19 protein-coding genes and 1 pseudogene are annotated in these 20,963 nt (G+C 73.6%); 12 read left to right on the top strand and 8 right to left on the bottom strand.

Features of this window, described 5'->3' with window-relative positions; genetic code table 11:
- Positions 1 to 19 precede the first annotated feature (19 nt).
- Both ACZ5WK_RS00100 and ACZ5WK_RS00095 read left to right on the top strand, forming a co-directional pair.
- Positions 20 to 304 (top strand): annotated as a pseudogene (locus tag ACZ5WK_RS00100) (MFS transporter); the annotation flags it as partial.
- A 513-nt stretch (positions 305 to 817) separates the two neighbouring features.
- Positions 818 to 2,347, top strand: coding sequence for an MFS transporter (locus ACZ5WK_RS00095; protein ID WP_465543349.1), 1,530 nt, complete (start codon positions 818 to 820; stop codon positions 2,345 to 2,347).
- Between the two features lie 118 nt (positions 2,348 to 2,465).
- Here ACZ5WK_RS00095 and ACZ5WK_RS00090 read toward each other — a convergent pair whose 3' ends face one another.
- Entirely contained in the window at positions 2,466 to 2,744 is a 279-nt protein-coding gene (locus ACZ5WK_RS00090; protein WP_465543347.1) for a hypothetical protein, read from the bottom strand.
- A 429-nt stretch (positions 2,745 to 3,173) separates the two neighbouring features.
- On the opposite strand from ACZ5WK_RS00090, the gene ACZ5WK_RS00085 reads away from it, so the two are divergent.
- From ACZ5WK_RS00085 to ACZ5WK_RS00065, 5 genes are all read left to right on the top strand, one after another.
- Positions 3,174 to 3,404, top strand: a complete 231-nt coding sequence (locus ACZ5WK_RS00085; RefSeq protein ID WP_465543345.1) for a hypothetical protein — start codon at positions 3,174 to 3,176, stop codon at positions 3,402 to 3,404.
- Positions 3,405 to 3,480: 76 nt separating this feature from the next.
- Positions 3,481 to 4,473: a cyanobactin maturation protease PatG family protein gene (locus tag ACZ5WK_RS00080; RefSeq protein ID WP_465543343.1), complete on the top strand. Its 993-nt coding sequence runs from the start codon at positions 3,481 to 3,483 to the stop codon at positions 4,471 to 4,473.
- Positions 4,474 to 4,515: 42 nt separating this feature from the next.
- A complete protein-coding gene (locus ACZ5WK_RS00075) occupies positions 4,516 to 4,764 on the top strand; it encodes a hypothetical protein (RefSeq protein WP_465543341.1) in 249 nt (82 codons plus the stop codon).
- 99 nt (positions 4,765 to 4,863) lie between these two features.
- Positions 4,864 to 5,820 carry a S8 family serine peptidase gene (locus ACZ5WK_RS00070; protein WP_465543339.1) on the top strand — a complete coding sequence of 319 codons (957 nt, stop codon included), beginning with the start codon at positions 4,864 to 4,866 and terminating at the stop codon, positions 5,818 to 5,820.
- A 15-nt stretch (positions 5,821 to 5,835) separates the two neighbouring features.
- Entirely contained in the window at positions 5,836 to 6,198 is a 363-nt protein-coding gene (locus ACZ5WK_RS00065; RefSeq protein ID WP_465543337.1) for a hypothetical protein, read from the top strand.
- 34 nt (positions 6,199 to 6,232) lie between these two features.
- On the opposite strand, the gene ACZ5WK_RS00060 is transcribed toward ACZ5WK_RS00065, so the two are convergent.
- The 4 genes from ACZ5WK_RS00060 to ACZ5WK_RS00045 all read right to left on the bottom strand — a co-directional run bounded on the left by ACZ5WK_RS00060 (position 6,233) and on the right by ACZ5WK_RS00045 (position 10,386).
- Positions 6,233 to 6,823 (bottom strand): TetR/AcrR family transcriptional regulator, encoded by a 591-nt coding sequence (locus tag ACZ5WK_RS00060; RefSeq protein ID WP_465543336.1) that lies wholly within the window; start codon positions 6,821 to 6,823, stop codon positions 6,233 to 6,235.
- An 80-nt stretch (positions 6,824 to 6,903) separates the two neighbouring features.
- Positions 6,904 to 8,964 carry a galactose-binding domain-containing protein gene (locus tag ACZ5WK_RS00055; protein ID WP_465543334.1) on the bottom strand — a complete coding sequence of 687 codons (2,061 nt, stop codon included), beginning with the start codon at positions 8,962 to 8,964 and terminating at the stop codon, positions 6,904 to 6,906.
- Between the two features lie 212 nt (positions 8,965 to 9,176).
- Complete coding sequence (locus ACZ5WK_RS00050; RefSeq protein WP_465543332.1) at positions 9,177 to 9,536, bottom strand: zinc ribbon domain-containing protein YjdM; 360 nt, start codon at positions 9,534 to 9,536, stop codon at positions 9,177 to 9,179.
- Positions 9,537 to 9,636: 100 nt separating this feature from the next.
- Positions 9,637 to 10,386: a FadR/GntR family transcriptional regulator gene (locus ACZ5WK_RS00045; protein ID WP_396321095.1), complete on the bottom strand. Its 750-nt coding sequence runs from the start codon at positions 10,384 to 10,386 to the stop codon at positions 9,637 to 9,639.
- A gap of 334 nt (positions 10,387 to 10,720) precedes the next feature.
- Here ACZ5WK_RS00045 and ACZ5WK_RS00040 point away from each other — a divergent pair, with 334 nt between their 5' ends.
- From ACZ5WK_RS00040 to ACZ5WK_RS00020, 5 genes are all read left to right on the top strand, one after another.
- Positions 10,721 to 12,172 (top strand): amino acid permease, encoded by a 1,452-nt coding sequence (locus ACZ5WK_RS00040; RefSeq protein WP_396321096.1) that lies wholly within the window; start codon positions 10,721 to 10,723, stop codon positions 12,170 to 12,172.
- Positions 12,169 to 13,527 carry a glutamine synthetase family protein gene (locus tag ACZ5WK_RS00035; protein WP_465543329.1) on the top strand — a complete coding sequence of 453 codons (1,359 nt, stop codon included), beginning with the start codon at positions 12,169 to 12,171 and terminating at the stop codon, positions 13,525 to 13,527. Before ACZ5WK_RS00040 ends, ACZ5WK_RS00035 begins: the two co-directional genes overlap by 4 nt.
- 144 nt (positions 13,528 to 13,671) lie before the next feature.
- Positions 13,672 to 14,400, top strand: coding sequence for a gamma-glutamyl-gamma-aminobutyrate hydrolase family protein (locus ACZ5WK_RS00030; RefSeq protein ID WP_465543327.1), 729 nt, complete (start codon positions 13,672 to 13,674; stop codon positions 14,398 to 14,400).
- On the top strand, positions 14,397 to 15,770 hold the full coding sequence (locus ACZ5WK_RS00025) for an aldehyde dehydrogenase family protein (protein ID WP_465543325.1): 1,374 nt from the start codon (positions 14,397 to 14,399) through the stop codon (positions 15,768 to 15,770). The genes ACZ5WK_RS00030 and ACZ5WK_RS00025 overlap by 4 nt, the downstream gene beginning before the upstream one ends.
- A complete protein-coding gene (locus ACZ5WK_RS00020; RefSeq protein WP_465543323.1) occupies positions 15,767 to 16,543 on the top strand; it encodes a 3-oxoacyl-ACP reductase in 777 nt (258 codons plus the stop codon). Before ACZ5WK_RS00025 ends, ACZ5WK_RS00020 begins: the two co-directional genes overlap by 4 nt.
- Positions 16,544 to 16,636: 93 nt before the next feature.
- On the opposite strand, the gene ACZ5WK_RS00015 is transcribed toward ACZ5WK_RS00020, so the two are convergent.
- From ACZ5WK_RS00015 to ACZ5WK_RS00005, 3 genes are all read right to left on the bottom strand, one after another.
- Positions 16,637 to 17,470 carry an MBL fold metallo-hydrolase gene (locus ACZ5WK_RS00015; RefSeq protein ID WP_465543321.1) on the bottom strand — a complete coding sequence of 278 codons (834 nt, stop codon included), beginning with the start codon at positions 17,468 to 17,470 and terminating at the stop codon, positions 16,637 to 16,639.
- Between the two features lie 1,506 nt (positions 17,471 to 18,976).
- Positions 18,977 to 20,356, bottom strand: a complete 1,380-nt coding sequence (locus tag ACZ5WK_RS00010; RefSeq protein ID WP_465543319.1) for an AfsR/SARP family transcriptional regulator — start codon at positions 20,354 to 20,356, stop codon at positions 18,977 to 18,979.
- A 260-nt stretch (positions 20,357 to 20,616) separates the two neighbouring features.
- A partial coding sequence (locus tag ACZ5WK_RS00005) for a hypothetical protein (RefSeq protein WP_465543317.1) occupies positions 20,617 to 20,963 on the bottom strand: 347 nt, incomplete at its 5' end.

Raw genomic sequence — 20,963 nt, 5'->3', positions numbered from 1 at the left:
GCGTCGCGCACCAGCAGCCGCGCTCTACGCGGTGATCGCGATGCTGCCCGGGATCGTCGTCGGCCCGCTGGCCGGCGCGCTGGTGGACCGGCTGGACCGCCGCAGGGTGATGCTGGCCGGCGACATCGCCGCGGGCGCCACCCAGGCCGGGATGCTCGCCCTGCTGCTCCCCGGGCGACTGCACTCCCGGGAGATCTACGTGCTGCTCGGGGTGCTCTCCGTGGCGCTCGCCTTCCAACGGTTCGCCTACGCCTCCGCGGTGCCCCGGATCGTGCCCAAGCAGCACCTCGGCCACGCCAACGGCGGCGGAGGGCTTCACCGGCAGCGAGGAGGAGTGCACCGCCCACGTCGACCGGGTCTGGCCGGACATCCGCCCGCTCAGCCTGCGCCGCCGCCTGGCCGGGCAGGCCGGCGGCGAGTGAGCGGCGCCGGCGCCCGCCGGGCCGGACGGACAGGATGCCTACGTACGAGCCCCCCGCCGTGGCTGCACCCTCGCCACCACCGGGTTCTTCGTGACGGAAGCCGGGAACCCGGCGCTGCGGCAGGTGCTGCGGCAGGCCTGAGGGACCGTAAACTACACCGCTGTCGAACAGTCGCCCTGCCGGCGTGCAGGGCAGCCGTTCGGGTGACATAGTGTCCGCTGACCGGTAGGACGCCGTGTCAGTTCGCGGTACGGGCAGGGCCGGACGGGGTGAACCGGAGGCGAAGCCATGCCGCCTCACCCATCGAACGAAAGGGACGGGAACCCGTGCGGTCCGAGAACGCCCCGGCCACCTCCACACCCGTGGCCGCCAGTCAGTCATTGACGCTGGCAGGCATGCTCTTCGCGGTCTCGATGACCTTCATCGACCAGACCATCGTCTCCATCGCCGCGCCCGACATCATCCACGAACTCGGCCTCTCCTCGGCCGGCATGCAGTGGGTGGTCAACGCCTACCTGCTGGCGCTGGCGGCGTTCTTCGCCCTCGGCGGGCGGCTGGCGGACGTGCTCGGCCACAAGCGGATGGCGATCGTCGGCACGCTGACCTTCGTCGTCGCCTCGGCCCTGTGCGGGGCGGTGCCGACCGGAGGCGCGGCGCAGACCTGGCTGATCGCCTTCCGTGCGCTCCAGGGCGTCGGCGCGGCACTGATGTTCCCGGCCGCGCTGGCCGTGGTGGTGGAGGTCTTCCCGGTGCAGCGGCGCGGCCGCGCGCTGGCGCTCTTCTTCGGTGTGGCCGGCGGCCTCACCGCGGTCGGCCCGATCCTCGGTGGCTTCCTGACCAGCTGGACCTGGCGGGCGATCTTCTGGGTCAACGTGCCGATGGCCCTCATCGCGATCGTCCTGACGCTGATGGCGAAGATCCGCAACACGCCGCGCCGGGAGCCGATCGACTGGGCGGGCGCCGCACTGGTGGCGGTCGGCATGGCCCTGAGCGTGCTCGGCCTCCAGCAGGCCGCGACCTGGGGCTGGGACAGCGCGGCCACCTGGCTCTGCATCGTCGGCGGCTTCGCGGTGCTGGTCCTGTTCGTCCTGTTCGAGCTGCGTACCCGGGACCCGCTGATCAAGCTGCGGGTCTTCGCCGACCGTGCCTTCGCGGCCGACAACGCGGTGCTGTTCTTCGCGATGATCGCCTTCGTCCCGGTGTTCTTCTTCGCGTCGGTCTACTCGCAGGTGGCGCTCGGCCAGTCGGCCAACGACGCGGGCCTCTACCTGCTGGTGTTCTTCGCCGGCTTCGCCCCCGGCTCGCAGATCGGCGGCCGGCTCCTCGACCGGGTCGGCGCCCGCCCGCCGATGCTGGTGGGCACCGCGCTCGCCGCCGTCGGCTTCGCGCTCTGGGCCGGCAAGATCACGGACCTCTCGCTGGGCGCCCAGTGGCCCTACATCGTGATGTCCGGCGCCGGCATCGGCCTGCTGCTGACGCCCGCCTCGACGGACGCCGTCAACCGGGCGATCGGCGCCTCGTACGGCGAGGTCACCGGCATCACCCAGACCGTGCGCAACTACTCGGCGAGCCTGGGCCTGGCCGTGCTGGGCACCGTCCTGCTGCACAGCACCACCGCCAACGTCCAGGACGCCCTGCGGGCGCACGGCGTGCCGGCGGAGGTCGCGCACAGCACCGCCGAGGAGATCACCAAGAGCATCACCGGCCACGGTGAGGGCGGCCAGGGCGCGTCCGGGGCCTCCGCGGAGATGATCGACGCCGTCCGCGGGGCCTTCGCCGAGGCCAACGGCCCGGTGCTGTACGGCATGGCGGCGGCGCTCGGGGTCGCGTTCCTGTGCGCGCTGATGCACCCCGGCACGCGGGTGACCGCGGAGACGGCGCCGGTCGCCGAGCCTGCCGCGCCGGTGGCCGGTCCGGGCGCCTGAGACGTACGGCGAACACCCGGGCCCCGCGGCGCCGGGAGCGTGACGCAGGCGGCCGGTCTCCCCGAGACCGGCCGCCTTCGCGTGCCCGCGGGCCCCGCGTCCGGTTCGGGTCCGGAGCTCAGGTCTGCATGCAGTCGTCGTACTGCTGGTTGCATTCGTCGTGGCACAGCTGCCACTCGTAGAAGTTGCCCATGTCGAGCTGGGGCTGGCACTGCTGATCGCAGGAGTCGAGGCGTTGGCCGCACCTGATCAGCCGCTGCCGCTCCTCCTCGGTGAACATGGGGACGATCCGTTCTCCGGTGGCGCCGCCGTGCGGGCCCGCCGGCGGCCGGGTCGTCGCGTACCGGCCGGCACCCGGCCGGAGGGAGGCCTCAGCGTGGAAGCCGGGGATGGCCATGATGATGCTCCCGTCAGGTGGTCCGATGGAGACCGTCGGCACCAGTCGGCCGGCGCTCCCTCGCGGGCCTCCCCGGGCGCCTCCGGGTGAACGGCCCGCTCCGTCCAGGCTACGCCGCAGGGTCGTCCCGAACCGGCCCCACCGGCCCCGGGGTTTGCACGTCCGGCCCGGCGGGAGCAACCTGGAGGCAGTGGATGACTGCGGGCGACCGAAGCCAGGTCTCCCCGGCTCCCCCCACGCGAGTGAGTCCGGTCCTCGCGTCCGAACGGCCCGACACGTTCCACGGCCCGACACGTTCCACGACCCGGCACGTCCTGACGTCCCTGTCCCCGCGGCACCCGCGAGGGCGTCCGCTGCCACAGCGCTGCGCCCGGACGGTGACGGTGCGACAGGCGACGTTGAGGGCGGTGACGGTGAGGGAGATGACCGATGACCGACGGTGAGAGGCGGGACGACCCCGCCCGCGGCGGCGAGGCCCACCGTCCGCGCACGGTGCGCGTCCCGGGCTTCATCACCGACGAGGAGATCGGCCTCGGGGACGCCGTCAGGCGAGTGACGAGCACGATGGGGATCAAGAGGCCCTGCGGTGGTTGTGAGCGGCGTGCGGCCGCGCTCAACCACCGGGTGGTCCTGTCGCGGGGCCGTGCTCACCAACCGTGAGCGCGGTGACGGACCGTGACGTGAAATCCGTGACGGTCCGCAAGGCTTGACGCGAGCGTGACGTGAGGAGTCACCGATGGAGCAGGAGTACCGGGAACGCCCCGACCTGTTGGACGACCTGCCGGCGGACGACCCCGACCGCCTCGGGCCGGCCCTCGCACCGCCCGCCGCCACCGCTGCGGCCGCCTTCGTGACTGCCGCCGCGATGCCGGACGGCGGCTGCGGACACCACTGCGAGAGCGGGGACCCGACCGCGGAGGCGGCCGGGGACGACTCCGGGCAGGGCGGCCGCTACTCGGCCGGCGGCTACGTCTACGTGCTCGGTCAGGTCGACTACCGGTTCCCGAGCCTGGCGGTGGAGAAGGAGGTCGCCCAGGCGGTGTACCGGTCCGACAGTGCCGAGCTGACCGACCGGCAGGCAGTGCACGCGGTCGTCTCCCAGCCCGAGAACCGCTATCTCGCACGCCAGTTGTGCTACGTCCTGAGCGTCCAGGGGATCGAGACCTACCTCCTGAGGCCGCGGGACCCGGTGGAGTTCGACAGCCTGGTCGCGGCCGTCCGGCCGGAACCCAAGGGCTCCGACCTCGACGTCGTCATCGGTCACCGGGGGCCGCTCGCCCCGTCCGGTCTCTGCAACGGCCTGACGCTTCCGGTCGTCTCCTTCGACCAGATCTACTCCTTCGACACGGAGGAGCTGGTGGCGGCGATCGACCGCCCCGAGGGGATGCCCGAGGAGCTGTTCGAGGCGTCCTCCAGGGAGCTGCTGCACCGGGTGATGCAGCTGGGGGACAACGCGGGCGACACCGACGAGCACCGCGCGTTGAACTACCTCGCGGTCCGCTACCCGCGCATCTACGAGAAGACCGTGGAGGCCTTCGCCGCCGACTCCTCGCTGAGCGGGGTGAGCTTCCGAGACTCCCGGCTGAGCGGCGCCCGCAGGATCATCGACGTCCTGTTCTGCTACACGGGCCGCCGGACGGACGTCACCGAGAAGTTCTTCGTCCGGGTCGACGTCACGGAGCAGTTCCCCTTCCTGGTGAACAAGCTGTGCCCCTACTACGACCGTTGACCCGCGCCGGCCGGGCGCGGAAGAAGGAAAGGAGGTGTCGAGATGACGATCCCGGGATTCACCGCCGAATCGGCGCTCCACCACACGGGCGGGCACTACCGGGTGTTGCGCCACGGCTCCGCACGGGGCCCGCAGATGATCGAGGGGCAGGGCGAGTTCCTGACGCCGCTCTGCGAGCTGGAGTGCCGCGGGGCCTGCTCCGGCGTGTGCTCGCGCAACCCCGGCGGCCTCCGCTGCAAGCAGTGCCGGAAGTGGTGTCTGGACGACTGCGACACCGGCCCCCTCGGCTGACCGGACAGGGCAGGACCCGGAACGGACCGGGCCGCGGCCGGCCGGGCCCGCGCGTGCGGAGAACGCAGACGGGATGAACGACGCACAGGGGACGCCCCGATGACGACACCGTTCGAACAGGTCGGCCTCGCGCGGCTGATGGCACGCGGCGCGGGCAGGCCGGAGGTCGTCGTCGCGGTGGTCGACGGCCTGGTGGCCCTGGACCACCCGGGCCTCGCCGGGCGGCGGCTGCGCCTCCTGACGGATGGCGGGAGGGGCGGCAGGCCCAGCGGGTGCAGCCGCGCGGGCGGCGGCCCGGCCTGCCGCCACGGCACTTTCGTCACCGGTCTGCTCGGCGCTGGGCGCGGGTGGGAGCCGCCCGGCATCTGCCCCGGCTGCACCTTCCTGCTGCGCCCCGTCTTCGCGCCCGACCGCCCGGGCTCGCGCGCCGCCCCCGCCACGCGGCTGGAGGACCTCGCGGCCGCCGTCGTGGAGACCGTCGACGCGGGCGCCCGCGTGCTGAACCTGAGCGTCGCGCCGGACCGGCCCGCCGGCACCGGGCACCGCGAGCTGGAGTGGGCGCTGGACCACGCCGCCAACCGCGGCGTGATCACGGTCGTGGCCGCCGGGAACCAGGGCGCGGTCGGCACCTCCGTCCTCACCCGGCACCCCTGGACGATCCCCGTGATCGCCTACGACCGACGGGGGCGGCCGATGAGCCTCTCCAACCTGGGGGGATCGATCGGAGGGCGCGGCATCGGCGCACCGGGCGAGGCCGTCAGGGGCCTCGGCACCGGGGACCGCCCGCTCGTGCTCACCGGTACCAGCGCCGCCGCCCCGTTCGTGGCGGGCACGGTCGCCCTGCTGCTGTCGGAGTTCCCCGCGGCGCCGCCGGCCGAGGTGCGGGCGGCCGTCCTGCGTACCGGTTCCGGGCGGCGCCGGACGGTGGTGCCGCCCCTGCTGGACGCCTGGGCGGCGTACACGGAGCTGCTGCGCCCCGGACCGCCCGGGGCGCGGCCCGTTCGCGGACCGGAGGGTCGGCGGGTCACCTCCCGTGCGGCGACCGGTCCCCGATGAACTGGAGTTCCGCTGATGATCACAGTTTTCCGTATCGATGCACCCCCGACCGGGATCGAGCTCAAGGGGGACGGGAACCCCACCCCCGAGCAGATCGAGGAGGAGAAGGAGGCCCGGCAGGCCTTCCTGGACGCGGTGTCGCCCTACCTGGCGGCGCTGCCGGAACGGCCGGTCAGCCATTCCGGCAACGTCGCGAAGGTGGAACTGCTCGGCGAGGACGTGGTGTCCCGGATGAACCGGTACCTGCTGCTGGTGACCGTCGACATCGGCGATCCGCGCATCGATTTCGAGTCCTTCGTGCCGCACGGGACCACGGTCACTCCGGTGGAGGGCTTCTTCAGCCCGATCTCCCGGTGGCCGGACGGCGATCGGCGGTGATCCGCGGCCGGCCCGCCGCCCCGGGCGGGGCCCGTCACCCCCGGGCCAGGCCGGCGACGTGGTCGGCGATCAGGTCGAGCATCTGCGCCGAGCCCTCGTCGCCGAGCACGAGCAGGTTCAGCGTCAGCCCGTCCGTCACCGCGGCCAGGTAGCGGGCCAGTACGTCGGTGGGGACGCGGAGTTCGAAGCCCGCGTCGCGGCGGAGCCGGTCCAGGAGTTCGGTGTAGGCGGCGGAGTACAGCTCGTACTGCCGCCGTGCCAGCTGCTCGAATCCGGGCCGGCGCAGCGCGTACTGGGTGAGTTCGTAGGTGAGCATGTGCTCGCCGGGGTTGGCGGCCACGTGGTCGCGGTAGGCCTGGAAGCCGGCCCGGACGGTCTCCCGCAGGGTGGCCCGGGGCCGGATCGCCTCCCGCACCATCGTGACGGAGTGGTCGGTGATCGTCGCGATGACGGACTCCAGCAGGGCCTGCTTGGAGTCGAAGCAGTAGTGGAAGACGCTCAGCGACACGCCCGCCTCGGCGGTGACCGAGCGGGTCGTGGTGGCGGCGACACCGTCGCGGGTCATCGCCCGGATCGCGGCCTCGGTGAGCTGCCGGCGCCGCTCGGCGGACGGCATCCGTGTCATGGGGTTCCTCCCGGTCGCGGCCCCGGCCCCCGGCGGCCCCGGTCGCGAGGGACCGGGGCCGCCGGGGGCCGGGAGACCCGTCAGGTGCTGTAGACGCCGACCTCGTGGAGCGAGTAGCCCCACTGGGTGCCGCGCTGCAGCCCGTGGACGCGGACGTACCGGGCCGGGACGCCCGTGAACCGTGCGGTGTCCAGGCCGCCGGCACCGGTGGTGGTGGACCAGACGGACTGCCAGGTGGTGCCGTCGGTGGAGACCTCGATGCGGTAGGCCTTTCCGTAGGCGCGCTCCCAGTCCAGGGTGACGCGCCCGACCAGGCTGGTGCCGCCGAGGTCGACCTGGAGCCACTGGTCGTCGCTCCAGTCGCTGGCCCAGCGGGTGCCCGGGTCGCCGTCCACGGCCCGGCCGGGTGCGTAGCTGGTGAACGGGTTCCACTCCGAGGAGGCGGCCGAGGCGGGCGAGCCCGCCGCCAGGTTCACCCCGGCCCGGTGGTGCTCGGACGCCCCCCAGGTGGTGAGGTAGGACTCGGCGCCGCGGAAGAGGTCGTCCACCACGTCCTGGCCGCCGACCAGCCGGATGTCCTCCAGCCAGTCCGGGACGAGGCCGTAGTGCGCGGCGCCGTCGGTGTTGATGTCCCAGGTGCGGGAGCCGGTGGTCTGCCGGTCGATGACGGAGCCGCCGTCCACGCTGCGGAACGGGTACTTCACCGGGTTGGCGGTGTCCGCGCCGCGCGGGCCGGGCCAGCCGCCGACGCCGTTCATGTCGGTGCCGTAGCCGTAGCCCACGTGGTACTGGTCGCGCAGCGCGTCGGTGCGCTTCGCCTCCGTGCTGAACGCCTCGGCGCCGTTCATGTACTGGGCGACGAAGCCGCCGAGCTTGTAGACCCGCTCGGTCCAGTCGAGGTCCATCCAGCTGTGCGAGGAGATCACGCCCGGGTACGACTCGGATTCGAGGATGTCGAAGGAACGGTCGGCCGCCTTGACGCTCATGTGGTCGACCTCGAGCATCATCTTGCGTTTCATCATGCCGCGCACGGCGTACTCGCCGAGCTCGGTCAGCCCGCGGGTGTTGCACTGGGCGTCCGTGGCGTAGGACGGGACGGCGACGCCCGGGGGCAGTTGCTGCTGGGCGGCCGGCGCCGGGGCGAGGCCGATGGGGTGGTCGTGCTGCGGCCCGGCGCACTTCTCCGTCTGCCAGAAGGTGCCGGTCGACAGGAACTGGCCGACGTTGATCGCCGTACCGAGGGCGCCCTCGTCGAAGCGGACCCCGCACAGCGCGTTGTCGAACTTGTGGCAGAGGAACATGCTGCGCACGCCCAGCCCGTAGAGCTCGTCGAGGCCGCGGTCGATGTCGGCCCGGCTGCACTGCGGGACGTCCAGGATCTGCTTGCAGCCGAAGGGTTCGGAGGTCTCCACGCCCAGGACGACGGCCAGCTTGCCCTGCTTGACCACCTCGCGGGCCTGCGCGCTGTCGGTGACGATCCGGAACCAGCCCTTGCCCGGTCCGCCGTACATCGTGTCGATGTAGGCCTGCAGGTCGTACGTCTTCTGGGCCTGCAGGCGGATGGAGGTCATCTCGTCGCAGCTGCGGTCCTTGAAGAAGTAGACCGAGCAGATCACCCCGTTGGTGACCAGGTCGTTGACGAGCACCCGCTGGCCGCCGCGCCAGGCCCGTTCGATCCAGGCGTAGTAGTTCTGCTGGTGGGTCAGCGAGTCGTGGGCGGGCCAGTCCGCGAAGGTCGGCCAGCCGACGGGGTCGTGCTTGCCGTCGCCGCCCTTGGTGATGAAGTCGAAGATCGCGAGCGAGCCGTCGGGGTAGTGCTCCGGGCAGTCCTTGAGCGCGTCGGCGACCCCAGCGGGGGAGAAGGACTGCCCGCAGATGAGCCGGCCGCCGAAGGCCTCGTTGGCCATGATGTGGTCGTGCGCGTCGACGAAGCCGCGGACCTTCCCCTGGGCGTCGGTGCCCTTGAAGGGCTCGCCCGTGACGTTGATCTGCGAGTCGGGCGAGGGCCGTGCGGTCGGGTTCCACCAGCCTGCCTCGCTCGCCGCCCCGGGGGCCGGTGCGGCGAGCGCCACGGCGATCAGAGCGAGGAGCGAGGCCAGGAGGGTGACGAGTCTGAGCCTGCTGTGGGGGAGTTGAGTCATGGTCACCACTCGGGTCCGATGAGCGGATGACGCGGTCGAAGAGCCGGATCGTCCGGGGGCGCAGCCCGTCCGGCCGACTGTCATGTCCCGCGTATTCGGTGTGACGAGAATCGCCACTGTTGGACTCCGAGTCAATAGTCCGGGACGGATGACCTGATGACACGTCAAGGGCGCCCGGCGTCACCGTCCGACGCGGGCGCCCACTCCCGGGGTCAGGCCTTCTTGACCACGCTCGACTTGAGCTGCATGGGACCGAAGCCGTCGATCTTGCAGTCGATGTCGTGGCCGTCGACCCCGTCGACCAGCCGGATGTTGCGGACCTTGGTGCCCGCCTTGATGCCCGAGGGGCTGCCCTTGACCTTGAGGGCCTTGACGACGGTCACGGTGTCGCCGTCGCTGAGCACGTTGCCGACCGAGTCCTTGACCACCCGGTCGCCGGCGGCACCCGACTCCTCGGCCGCGCCCTCGGCGGGCACCCACTCGTTGCCGCACTCGGGGCAGACCATGAGGGCGTTCATCTCGTAGGTGTACTCGCTGGAGCACCGGGGACACGGGGGCAGGTTCTCGCTCACCCGGCCAGAATATCCGAACGCGGATACGAGTCGCGCTCCGTGGTCATTCGGATGCCCTGGGTGGTGGTGTCGGCTCGCAGCGGACCTTCCGGCGCGGACCTCAGACCAGGAAGCCCCGCAGCAGTGCGGCCGTCGCGGCGAGGTGCTCCTCGGTGGCGCGGCGGGCGGCCTCGCCGTCGCCGTCCAGGATCGCCCGGACCATCGCCCGGTGCTGGTCGGCGGCGTGCTCGATGTTGCGGTCCAGCATCGGGATGGCGTTGAGCAGGTCGTTGAGGCGCATCCGGGCCTCGGCGATGCCGGCGGCCAGCGTGCGCGAGCCGGTCAGCTCGCCGACCGCGAGGTGGAAGCGCGAGTCCAGCTGCCGGTACTGCTCCGCGGGCGCGCCCTCCAGGTCGGCCAGCCGGCGTTCCAGGTAGGCGCGCTGGTCGGGGGAGAGGGCGCGCCGGGCGGCGGCCTCGGCGGCGCCGGTCTCCAGTACCAGGCGGTAGGTCAGCGCGTCCTCCAGCTCGCCGCCGAGGTCGCGGGCGGCCCGGCGCAGCTCGGCGACGTCCGGCGGCGGCATCCGGTAGGTGACGAAGGTGCCGCCGTAGCGGCCGCGGCGCGGCTCGACGCAGCCGGCCTGCTGGAGCGTGCGGAGCGCCTCGCGCAGGGTCTCGCGGCTGACCCCGAGCCGGGCGGCGAGGTCGCGCTCGGCGGGCAGTCGGTCGCCGTGGCCGAAGACGCCCAGTTTGATCGCCTGGAGGAGGCGCTCGACGGTCTCCTCGAAGGCGTTGCCGGTCCGCACGGGCCGGAAGATCGCCCCGGCCTGCCAGTCCACGCGGGCCTGCTCGCGTGCTTCGTCGACGTCCACGCCGGAATCGTACCTATGAGCGCTCCCCGCAACCGCCCTCCGCGCCGCTCTTGACGCGGCCCCGGCGGGGGGTGAACGATGCTGCTCACCACCCCAATGGTCTGAATGCAGGCCATTGAAGAGCCGCCCGACCGTCTCGCCCGCCGGGGAGGCGCGCCACACCGACGTGGCCGCGCACCGCCCCGGCACACCTCAACCCCCAGGGGTGCCCATGACCGACGAACGCTCACCCGACCACCCTTCCCCGCCGGTGTTTCCGGTAGGCACATCCCCCGTTTCCGCCGACGAACAACGGCTCCGCGAGCTGGGATACACCCAGGAGCTTGCCCGTTCGATGTCGGGCTTCTCCAACTTCGCCGTCTCCTTCTCCATCGTCTCGATCCTGTCCGGCTGTCTCACCCTGTACGGGACGGGGATGAACGCCGGCGGCCCCGCGATGATCATCTGGGGCTGGCCGGTGGTCGGCCTGCTGACGCTCTGCGTCGGGCTGGCGATGGCCGAGATCTGCTCCAGCTACCCGACCGCGGGCGGCCTGTACTACTGGTCCGCCAAACTGGCCCGCAGCCGCGGCCCGGCCTGGAGCTGGTTCACCGGCTGGTTCAACTTCCTGGGCCAGGTCGCGGTGACCGCCGGCGTCGACTACGGCGCCGCCTTCTTCGCCAACGCCTTCCTCACCCTCCAGTTCGGCTTCGCGGCCACCCCCGCGCACACCGTGGAGATCTTCGCCGTCATCCTGGCGCTGCACGGGCTGCTCAACACCCGCGGCGTACGGCTGGTCGCCTTCCTCAACAACCTGTCCGTCTGGTGGCACCTGGTCGGCGTCGCCGTCATCGTCGGCGCGCTCGTCCTGCTGCCCGACCAACACGCCTCCGCCTCCTTCGTGTTCACCGAGTTCGTCAACAACACCGGCTTCCACAACCAGCTCTACGTGGCCATGCTCGGCCTGCTCATGGCCCAGTACACCCTCACCGGCTACGACGCCTCCGCCCACATGACCGAGGAGACCCAGGACGCCGCCCGCTCCGGCCCGCGCGGCATCGTCAACGCCATCACCGTCTCCCTGGTGGCCGGCTGGATCCTGCTGCTCGGCATCACCTTCGCCATCCGCGACTACGACGGCGCGCTCGACAGCGAGACCAAGGTGCCGCCCGCGCAGATCTTCATCGACGCCATCGGCACCAACGGCGCCGAACTGCTCCTGCTGATCGTCATCGGCGCCCAGTTCTTCTGCGGCATGGCCTCCGTCACCGCCAACTCCCGCATGATCTACGCCTTCTCGCGGGACGGCGCACTGCCCGGATCCTCCCTCTGGCACCGCATCGACCCGCGCACCCAGACCCCGACCAACGCGGTCTGGCTGGCCACCGGCGGCGCCCTGCTGCTCGGCCTGCCCGCGCTGTGGAACTCCACCGCGTACACCGCCGTCACCTCGATCTCGGTGATCGGCCTGTACATCTCCTACGTCATCCCGGTCTACCTGCGGCTGCGCCAGGGCGAGGCCTTCCCGCGTGGCCCCTGGCACCTGGGCCGCTGGAGCCGGATGATCGGCATCGTCGCGGTCGGCTGGACGGCCGTGATCACCGTCCTGTTCATGCTCCCCACCGTCAACCCGATCACCGCCGAGAGCTTCAACTACACGCCCGTGGCCGTCGCCGTGGTCGTCGGCTTCGCCGGCATCTGGTGGCTCGCCTCCGCCCGCCACTGGTTCACCGGCCCCCGCCTCCACGAGACACCGCCGGGGCCCGCCGCACCGGACGCCGAAGACGCCGAACTGGAGATCCGTTGAACAGCCCCAGGCTCACCCTCGACGAGCTGCGCAGCCGCGTGGCCGACGGCTCCGTCGACACCGTCGTCCTCGCGATGACCGACATGCAGGGACGCCTCCAGGGCAAACGCGTCGCCGCCGGGTACTTCCTCACCGACGTCGTCCCGAACGCCGCCGAGGGCTGCGGCTACCTGCTCGCCGTCGACGTCGACATGAACACCGTGGACGGCTTCGAGATCTCCTCCTGGGAGGGCGGCTACGGCGACCTCGTGTTCCGCCCCGACCTCGCCACCCTGCGCACCGTGCCCTGGCACCCGGCCACCGTCATGGTCCAGTGCGACATCACCCACCACGACGGCACCGCCGTCGCCGTCTCCCCGCGCCAGATCCTGCGCCGCCAGCTGGAGCGGCTGGCCGGCTACGGCTGGCAGGCCCACGCCGCCACCGAGCTGGAGTTCATCGTCTTCCGGGACACCTACGAGCAGGCCTGGGACAAGGACTACACCCGGCTCACCCCGGCCAACCAGTACAACGTGGACTACTCCGTCCTCGGCACCGGCCGGATCGAACCCCTGCTGCGCCGGCTGCGCAACGGGATGGCCGGCGCCGGCCTCACCGTCGAGTCGGCGAAGGGCGAGTGCAACCTCGGCCAGCACGAGATCGCCTTCAAGTACGCCGACGCCCTCACCACCTGCGACGACCACTCCGTGTACAAGACCGGCGCCAAGGAGATCGCCGCGCAGGAGGGCTACAGCCTCACCTTCATGGCCAAGTACGACGAACGCGAGGGCAACTCGTGCCACGTCCACCTCAGCCTCCGTGACGAGCAGGGCGCGCCGGTGTTCGCCGGGGACCGGCCGCACGGGTTCTCCCGCACCATGGAGCACTTCCTGGCCGGACAGCTCGCCTGCCTGGCCGACTTCGCGCTGCTGTTCGCCCCCACCGTCAACTCCTACAAGCGGTACGTGCCCGGCAGCTTCGCGCCCACCGCGATCGCCTGGGGACGGGACAACCGCACCTGCGCCCTGCGGGTGGTCGGCCACGGCCCGTCGCTGCGCTTCGAGAACCGCGTCCCCGGCGGCGACGTCAACCCGTACCTCGCGGTCGCCGCCCTGATCGCGGCCGGGCTGCACGGCGTCGAGCAACAGCTCGAACTCGAACCGGAGTTCACCGGCAACGCCTACGCCTCCGACGCCCCCCGGGTGCCGGCCACCCTGCGCGACGCGGTCACCGCCTTCGAGCAGAGCGCCGCCGCGGGCGAGGCCTTCGGCAAGGACGTCGTCCGCCACTACGCCCACGCCGGCCGGGTCGAACTCGCCGCCTACGACCGGGCGGTGACCGACTGGGAGCGGCGCCGCGGATTCGAACGACTGTGAAGCCGCGACGAACTCCGCGACCGACGCCGCTTCCGGCGTCGCTTCCGACGCCCGACCTGCCGCAATCGGTACCGCGCCCGACGTCGCGACGAACTCCGCGACCGACGCCCGACCTGCCGTGACCGTGAACCCCAGAGAGCGACCGTGACCCGTGACCACCGCCGACGCCCCCTGATCGGCATCACCAGCTACCAGGACGAGGCCGCCTGGTCCGTCTGGCGCCAGCGCGCCTCGCTCGTCCCGCAGACCTACGTGGACGCCGTCGCGGTGGCCGGCGGCACGCCCGTGCTGCTGCCGCCGCAGCCCGGCGGCGTCGGCCACCTGCTGGACGCGCTGGACGGCCTCGTCCTGGCCGGCGGCCCCGACATCGACCCGGCCCGCTACGCGGCCGCCGCCGACCCGCGCACCGGCCCGCCGCACCACGCCCGCGACGACTGGGAGCTGGAGCTGCTGCGGGGAGCCCTCGTCCGCGACCTGCCGCTGCTCGGCGTCTGCCGCGGCATGCAACTGCTGAACGTCGCCCTCGGCGGCACCCTGCGCCAGCACCTGCCCGAGCGCAGCCACCAGATCGTCCCGGCCGAATTCGTCCGCCACCGGGTCGGCGTCCACGACGGCAGCCGGCTCGCCACCGTCCTCGGGCCCGCCGCCGAGGTCTCCTGCTACCACCACCAGGCCGCCGACCGGATCGGAGCCGGGCTGCGCGCCACCGCCTGGGCCGCCGACGGGACGGTGGAGGCGCTCGAACTGCCCGGCCACCGCTTCGCGCTGGGCGTGCAGTGGCACCCCGAGACGGACCCCGACGACCACCGCCTCTTCCGCGCACTCGTCGACGCCAGCTTCGTTCCTGCCAGCGACAGGGAGACAACCCGATGACCGACCCCGACCTCTACACGGTGGTCAACCCCGCCACCGAGGAGGTGATCACCACCGTCGAACTGGCCGGCCTCGCCGAGACCGACGCCGCCGTCGCCCGCGCCCGGGCCGCCTTCGACACCTGGCGCAGGGTCGCTCCCGCCGACCGGGCCCGCCTGCTGCGGGCCTTCGCCTCCGCCGTCGACGGCGACCGCGAGCACCTCGCCGCCCTGGAGGTCGCCAACGCCGGCCACACCATCGGCAACGCCCGCTGGGAGGCGGGCAACGCCCGCGACGTCATCGAGTACTACGCCGCCGCCCCCGAGCGGCTCTTCGGCCGGCAGATCCCGGTCGCCGGCGGCCTCGACGTCACCTTCCAGGAGCCGCTCGGCGTCGTCGGCGTCATCGTGCCGTGGAACTTCCCGATGCCGATCGCCGTCTGGGCGCTGGCCCCCGCCCTCGCCGCCGGCAACACCGTCATCGTCAAACCCGCCGAACTCACCCCCCTCACCGCCCTGCGCCTCGGCGAACTCGCCCTCGAAGCGGGCCTTCCCGAGGGCGTGCTGCAGATCCTGCCCGGCCGCGGCCCGGTGGTCGGCCGGCGCTTCGTCACCCACCCGGACGTGCGGAAGGTGGTCTTCACCGGCTCCACCCCGGTCGGCAAGGAGATCATGGCGGGCTGCGCCGCCCAGGTGAAGCCGGTCACCCTCGAACTCGGCGGCAAGAGCGCCAACATCGTGTTCGCCGACGCCGACCTCGCCAAGGCCGCCGCCACCGCCCCCTACGCCGTCTTCGACAACGCCGGCCAGGACTGCTGCGCTCGCTCCCGGATCCTGGTCGAGGCCTGCGCCTACGACGAGTTCATGGCGCTGCTGGAGCCCGCCGTCCGGGCGGTGCGGGTCGGCGACCCGGCCGACGAGAAGACCGAGATGGGCCCGCTGATCTCCGCCGCCCACCACGCCCGGGTCGCCTCCTACGTCCCGGACGGGTCGGCGGTCGCCTTCCGGGGCAGCGCCCCCGACGGGCCCGGCTTCTGGTTCCCGCCCACGGTGCTGGCGCCGGTGCGGCACGACGACCGGGCGTTCACCGAGGAGATCTTCGGCCCGGTCGTCACCGTCGTCCCCTTCCGCGACGAGCAGGACGCCCTGCGCATCGCCAACGCCACCGAGTACGGCCTCTCCGGCTCCATCTGGACCAGGGACGTCGGCCGCGCACTGCGGGTCTCCCGCGGGGTGGAGGCCGGCAACCTCTCCGTCAACTCGCACTCCTCGGTGCGCTACTCGACGCCCTTCGGCGGCTTCAAGCAGTCCGGTCTCGGCCGCGAGCTCGGCCCGGACGCCCTCGACGCCTTCACCCAGACCAAGAACGTCTTCATCTCCACGGAGGAATGATCAGCATGAGCGAGCGACTCGACGGCCGGGTGGCCGTCATCACCGGCGCGGGCAGCGGCATCGGCCTGGCCACCGCCCGGCGGTTCGCCGCCGAGGGGGCCAAGGTGGTCTGCGCCGACCTCGACCCGGAGACCGGGGCCAAGGCCGCCAACGAGGTCGGCGGCCTCTTCGTCCAGGTCGACGTCACCGACGAGGACGCGGTGCGCGACCTCTTCCAGCGGGCCGTGGACGAGTACGGGCGGCTCGACATCGCGTTCAACAACGCGGGCATCTCCCCGCCGGACGACGACTCGATCCTCACCACCGGCCTGGACGCCTGGAAGCGCGTCCAGGAGGTCAACCTGACCAGCGTCTACCTCTGCTGCAAGTACGCGATCGGGCACATGCGGCGCCAGGGCAAGGGCTCCATCATCAACACCGCCTCCTTCGTGGCCGTGATGGGCGCGGCCACCTCGCAGATCTCCTACAGCGCCTCCAAGGGCGGCGTGCTGGCGATGTCGCGCGAGCTGGGCGTGCAGTTCGCCCGCGAGGGCATCCGGGTCAACGCCCTCTGCCCGGGCCCGGTCAACACCCCGCTGCTCCAGGAGCTCTTCGCCAAGGACCCGGAGCGCGCCGCGCGCCGCCTCGTCCACATCCCCCTCGGCCGCTTCGCCGAGCCCGAGGAGATCGCCGCCGCGGTCGCCTTCCTGGCCTCCGACGACTCCTCCTTCATGACCGCCAACACCTTCCTCGTCGACGGCGGCATCTCCGGCGCCTACGTCACCCCGCAGTAACCCGCCACGCCACCACGGCCGGCCGGGGCACCCCAGGGAGCCCCGGCCGGCGCACCCGTGCCCGGGCGGCCCCCCTGTGCCCGGCCGGCGCGCCTATGCCCGGGCGAAGCGGTCGAAGTCGGCGGTGTCGTGGGCGCAGATCAGCTCCACCTCGTCCTGGCGCGTGCGGCGCAGCTCGCGCAGGCGCTCGCGGTTCTGCAGGCGGGCACGGCCGTCCACGGCCATCATCCGCTGGAAGGCGCTCAGCACGGGCGGCCTGCGCGGCGAGGCGGGATCGGTGTCGGCGCGCGAGAAGTAGGCGTCGCCGCAGTGCAGCAGCCAGCGGTCCGCGTCCGCGTCCCGGACGGCGACGCCGCAGTGGCCCCGGGTGTGCCCGGCCAGCGGGACCAGCAGGAGGCCGGGCACCTCGCGCGGCAGTACGGGGAGGGCGCGGAAGCCGTACCAGTCCTCGGTGGCGTCGTCCGCCCGGTGCTCCGCCCAGCGCGGGCCGTGCGCCCACTGGACGGGGCGGTAGCGGTCCCGCTCGGCGCGGGTCGGCGGCGCGGTGGCGGCCCGCAGTTCGTCGGCCAGGACGTGCACCTCGGCGTGCGGGAAGTCGCCGATCCCGCCCGCGTGGTCGGGGTCGAGGTGGGTCAGCACGATGTGGCGGACGTCGCGCGGGTCGTGGCCGAGTGCGCGGACCTGGTGCAGGGCGGTGCGGGCGGGTTCGAGCCGGGGGCGGACGGCCCCCAGCAGCGCGCGGCCGAGCCGGCGGGGGTCGGCGACGTCGGCGGTCCCGAACCCGGTGTCGACCAGGACGAGCCCCTGCGCGCCCTCCACCAGCAGGCAGTGCGCCGACAGCCGCCCGACCAGCGGCCCGCCGCTGCCCAGCAGCAGCCGGCCCCCGAGCGGGCACATGGTGGCGCAGTCCAGGTGGTGGATGGTCATCTTGCCTCCCGGGTTTCGGATACGGGTGCCGCGCAGCTGCTTCAGGCGGTCCGCAGGTGGCCGTGGGCCGGGGAGCCGCCGGCCGCGCCGGCGGGCGGCCGGGAGAGCAGCCGGTCCAGCTCCTCGGCCGGCCGGACGTCCCCGTGCGCGGTGTACAGCTCGCCCGCCGCCCGCAGGTGCTCGCGGGCCTCGGCGGCCCGGCCCGTCCCGGCCAGGAACTCGGCGAAGTGGCGCCGGGCCAGGGCGTGGAGCCGCACGTTCCCGGTCGCCCCGCACAGGTGCAGGGCCTCCCGCCAGACCCGCTCGGCCGCCGTCCGCTCGCCCAGTGCCCGCAGGGCGAGGGCCTCGCTGACCATCGCCCAGAGGTGGGCGTTGGCGGTCGGGTTGCCGGCCAGCAGGGCGCGCGTCTCCCGGGCGTGCTCCAGCGCGGCCAAGGGCTCGCCCAGGACGACCTTGAGGGCCGCCGCGTTGCTGAGCACGGTGGCGGCGTGCTCGCTCGGCCCGCTCGCCCGGATCAGCGCGAGCGCGGCCTGCGAGAGCCGGTCGGCGCCGGCCGGATCGCCGGACAGCGCGGTCATCGAGGCGCGGACGGAGAGGGCGTGGACGTGCAGGTCGCCGTCGTCCGGCGTGGTCCGCGCGACGGCCTGCGCGGCGAGCGGCAGTGCCTCGGCGACGCGTCCGGTGGAGCCGAGCGCGCACGCCGTCGCCGCCTCCATGGCGGCGAGCCCCTCCCGGCCGCCGTCCAGCCGGGCGGCCCGCAACCCGATCCGCAGGCAGGCGAGCCGGTCGAAGACCCGCCCGGCGCCGTAGTACAGGGTGGCCGTCACCCGGGCCAGACGCCAGGCGCGCTCGTACTCGCCGCGGTCGGTGGCGGCCGTCACCAGGGCGCGCAGCACCGGCTCCTCGGCGTGGCACCAGGCGAGCGTGGACGGGACGTCACCGAGCCGTGGCAGCGCCCGCGGCCCGGGCCCCGCCGGCCGGAACGGCTCGTGGAACGGGTTGATCCGCCGCACCGCCAGGCCGGCGGCGACCAGCTCGTAGTCGACCAGGCTCCGGAACGCCTGCCGCCGCCGCTCGGCGGGGAGCCGGTCGAACAGCTCCGCGCCGTAGAGCCGGACGAGATCGTGCCGCCCGAAGCGGCCGGGCGCGGGCTCCGACAGCAGGTGGTGGGCGGTGAGCGGGCCGAGCGCGTGCCGGGCCCCGTCGGCGTCCGAGCCGAGCAGGGCGGCCGCCGCGTACGGGTCGGCCTCGGCCCCCGGGTGCACGGCCAGCAGGGCGAGCAGGTTCCGCGCGTTCTCGGGCAGGTGTTGGTACGTCAGGGAGAGCGCCGGCCGGACGCCGGCCGCCCCGCCCGGGGTGCCGAGGGCGGCCAGCCGGGTGCGCTCGTCGGTCAGCTCCGCCACCAGGTCGGCGACCGGCCGGCCGGGCCGGGCGGTGAGGCGGCCGGCCACGATCCGCAGGGCCAGCGGCAGCCGGTCGCAGAGCTCGGTCAGCCGCCCGGCCGACTCAGGCTCGGCCGCCAGGCGCTCGGCCGTCAGCGCGCGCTCCAGCAGGCGGTACGCGTCGGCGGCCGGCAGGGCGGCGAGCTGGCACAGGGCGGCGCCGTCGGTGACCACCAGGGCCTCCAGGCTGTTGCGACTGGTGACCACCGTGGCGCAGCCGGGCCCCGAGGGCAGCAGGCCGGCGACGTCGTCGGCGCACCGCGCGTTGTCCAGGACGACGAGCAGCCGGCGGTGCCGGGTCTGTTCCCGGAAGAGCGCCGCCCGCGCGGCCCGGTCCTCGGGGATCGCCGCCTCGGGCAGGCCCAGCGCCCGCAGGAAGCTCCCCCAGCACCTGGCCCGGGTCGCCCGGGCCGGCCGGGTCGAAGCCGCGCAGGTCGGCGAAGAGCCGGCCGTCCGGGAAGCCCGCCGCGGCGCGGTGCGCCCAGCGCACCACCAGCGCGGTCTTGCCCACGCCGGCGGGGCCGGCCACCACGGCCAGGCCGTCCCCGGTCCGCTCCGGCCCGCACTGCTGGTCCAGCCAGTCGTCCTCGGTGTCGCGGCCGACGAAACCGCGCGGCGGCGCGGGCAGCCGGCCGGCCACCGGTACCGCGGGCGGGCCGGGCTCCCCGGCGGCTCCGCCGGGTGCTGCGCTGGGCCGGCAGGGCGGGTCGCCGGCCCGGTCGGCGGCCAGGACCTCGGCGAGGGCCTGTTGCAGCGCGGGCCCCGGGGTGACGCCCAGCTCCTCGCCCAGCCGCACGCGGGAGCGGTGGTAGACGCGGAGCGCGTCGGGGCTGCGGCCGCTCCGGTGCAGACAGCGCATCAGCAGGGCCGTCATGGGCTCGGACAGGCCGTCCGCGCGGACGGCCTGCTCCAGCGCGGGGACGGCCGTGTGGCCCTGCCCGAGGCGCAGCTGCCGCCGCGCCCACGCGGTCAGGGCCCCGGTCCGGGCGTCGTCCAGCCCGTCGGCCAGGGCGCCGCGGAGCGGGGTGGCCGGGAGGCCGGCGAGGGCGGCGCCCCGCCAGAGCCCGAGCGCCTGCCGGAGCAGTGCGGCGGCGGCGGTGTCGTCGGTGGTCCCCGCGGCCCGCGCGGCAAGCTCCGCGGCGGCGACCGCGTCGACCGCGCCGGGGTCGCCGGTGAGCCGGTAGCCGGGCGCGCGGGTGAGCAGGGTGAAGCCCGAACCGGTCAGGAGCTTGCGCAGCGCCGCGATGTGGCCCTGCAGCGCCGCCTTCGCGTGGGTCGGCGGTTCGTCGCCCCAGAGCAGCTCGAAGAACCGCTCGACCGGCACCGCCCGGCCCAGCTCCAGCGCGAGCAGGGCGAGCACCGCCCGCCGCTGCGCGCCGCCCACCGCGAGGGCCTCGCCGTCCGCGGTGCACAGATCGACCGGGCCGAGCAGCCGTATCTCCATGGTTCCCGTCCTGACCTTCCTGTGTGCCGCCGGCGCGGCCGTCCCGGCGAAGGGGCCTCGGGCAGCCTACCGGCGAGTAACGGCGGGGTGGCACCCGCCGCCCGACGGGGTCCGGCGCCCCCGCCGTTCACTCCGGGCGTGGATGGAGGGGGCTGCCCGGCTCACGGAGACCGCGCCTCCCGGGCGGTCACCTGCCCCGGCGCGTTCGGTCCGCGGGTCGGGAGGACGCCCTCGCTCTGCTGCCGACCCGGGGTGCGCTGTCATCCGGAGGCCGGTGGGCCGCCCGCCAGGATGTCCGCGATCCGGTCGGCCTCGGTCATCTGTGGGACCGGCGTCGAGTCGGGCTGCTGCCCACGCGTGTTCGTCTCCTGAGCCGTGGTCGTGGCGGCGAGGTATGTCAAGGGGACCGTGGCCGGCCGGGCCGGGTGGTCGGACGTCAGCTCGTCGGGGAGGGGAGTGGCGATGGGCTCGGTCGCGGTGTCTGCGAACGGACTGCTACCGATGGAGTCGAAGAGGTCGAGGTCGAGGCCGTCCGGTTCGTCGAGGAGGTCGTGCTGGGTGGGTTCGATGGGTGGTTCGGGTTGGGTGCGGGTGTTTTGGGTGCGTC

The organism is Kitasatospora sp. NPDC032757, from assembly GCF_055579305.1.
The sequence above is the reverse complement of the archived record's forward strand: the minus strand, read 5'-3'. Positions and strand labels throughout refer to the sequence as shown.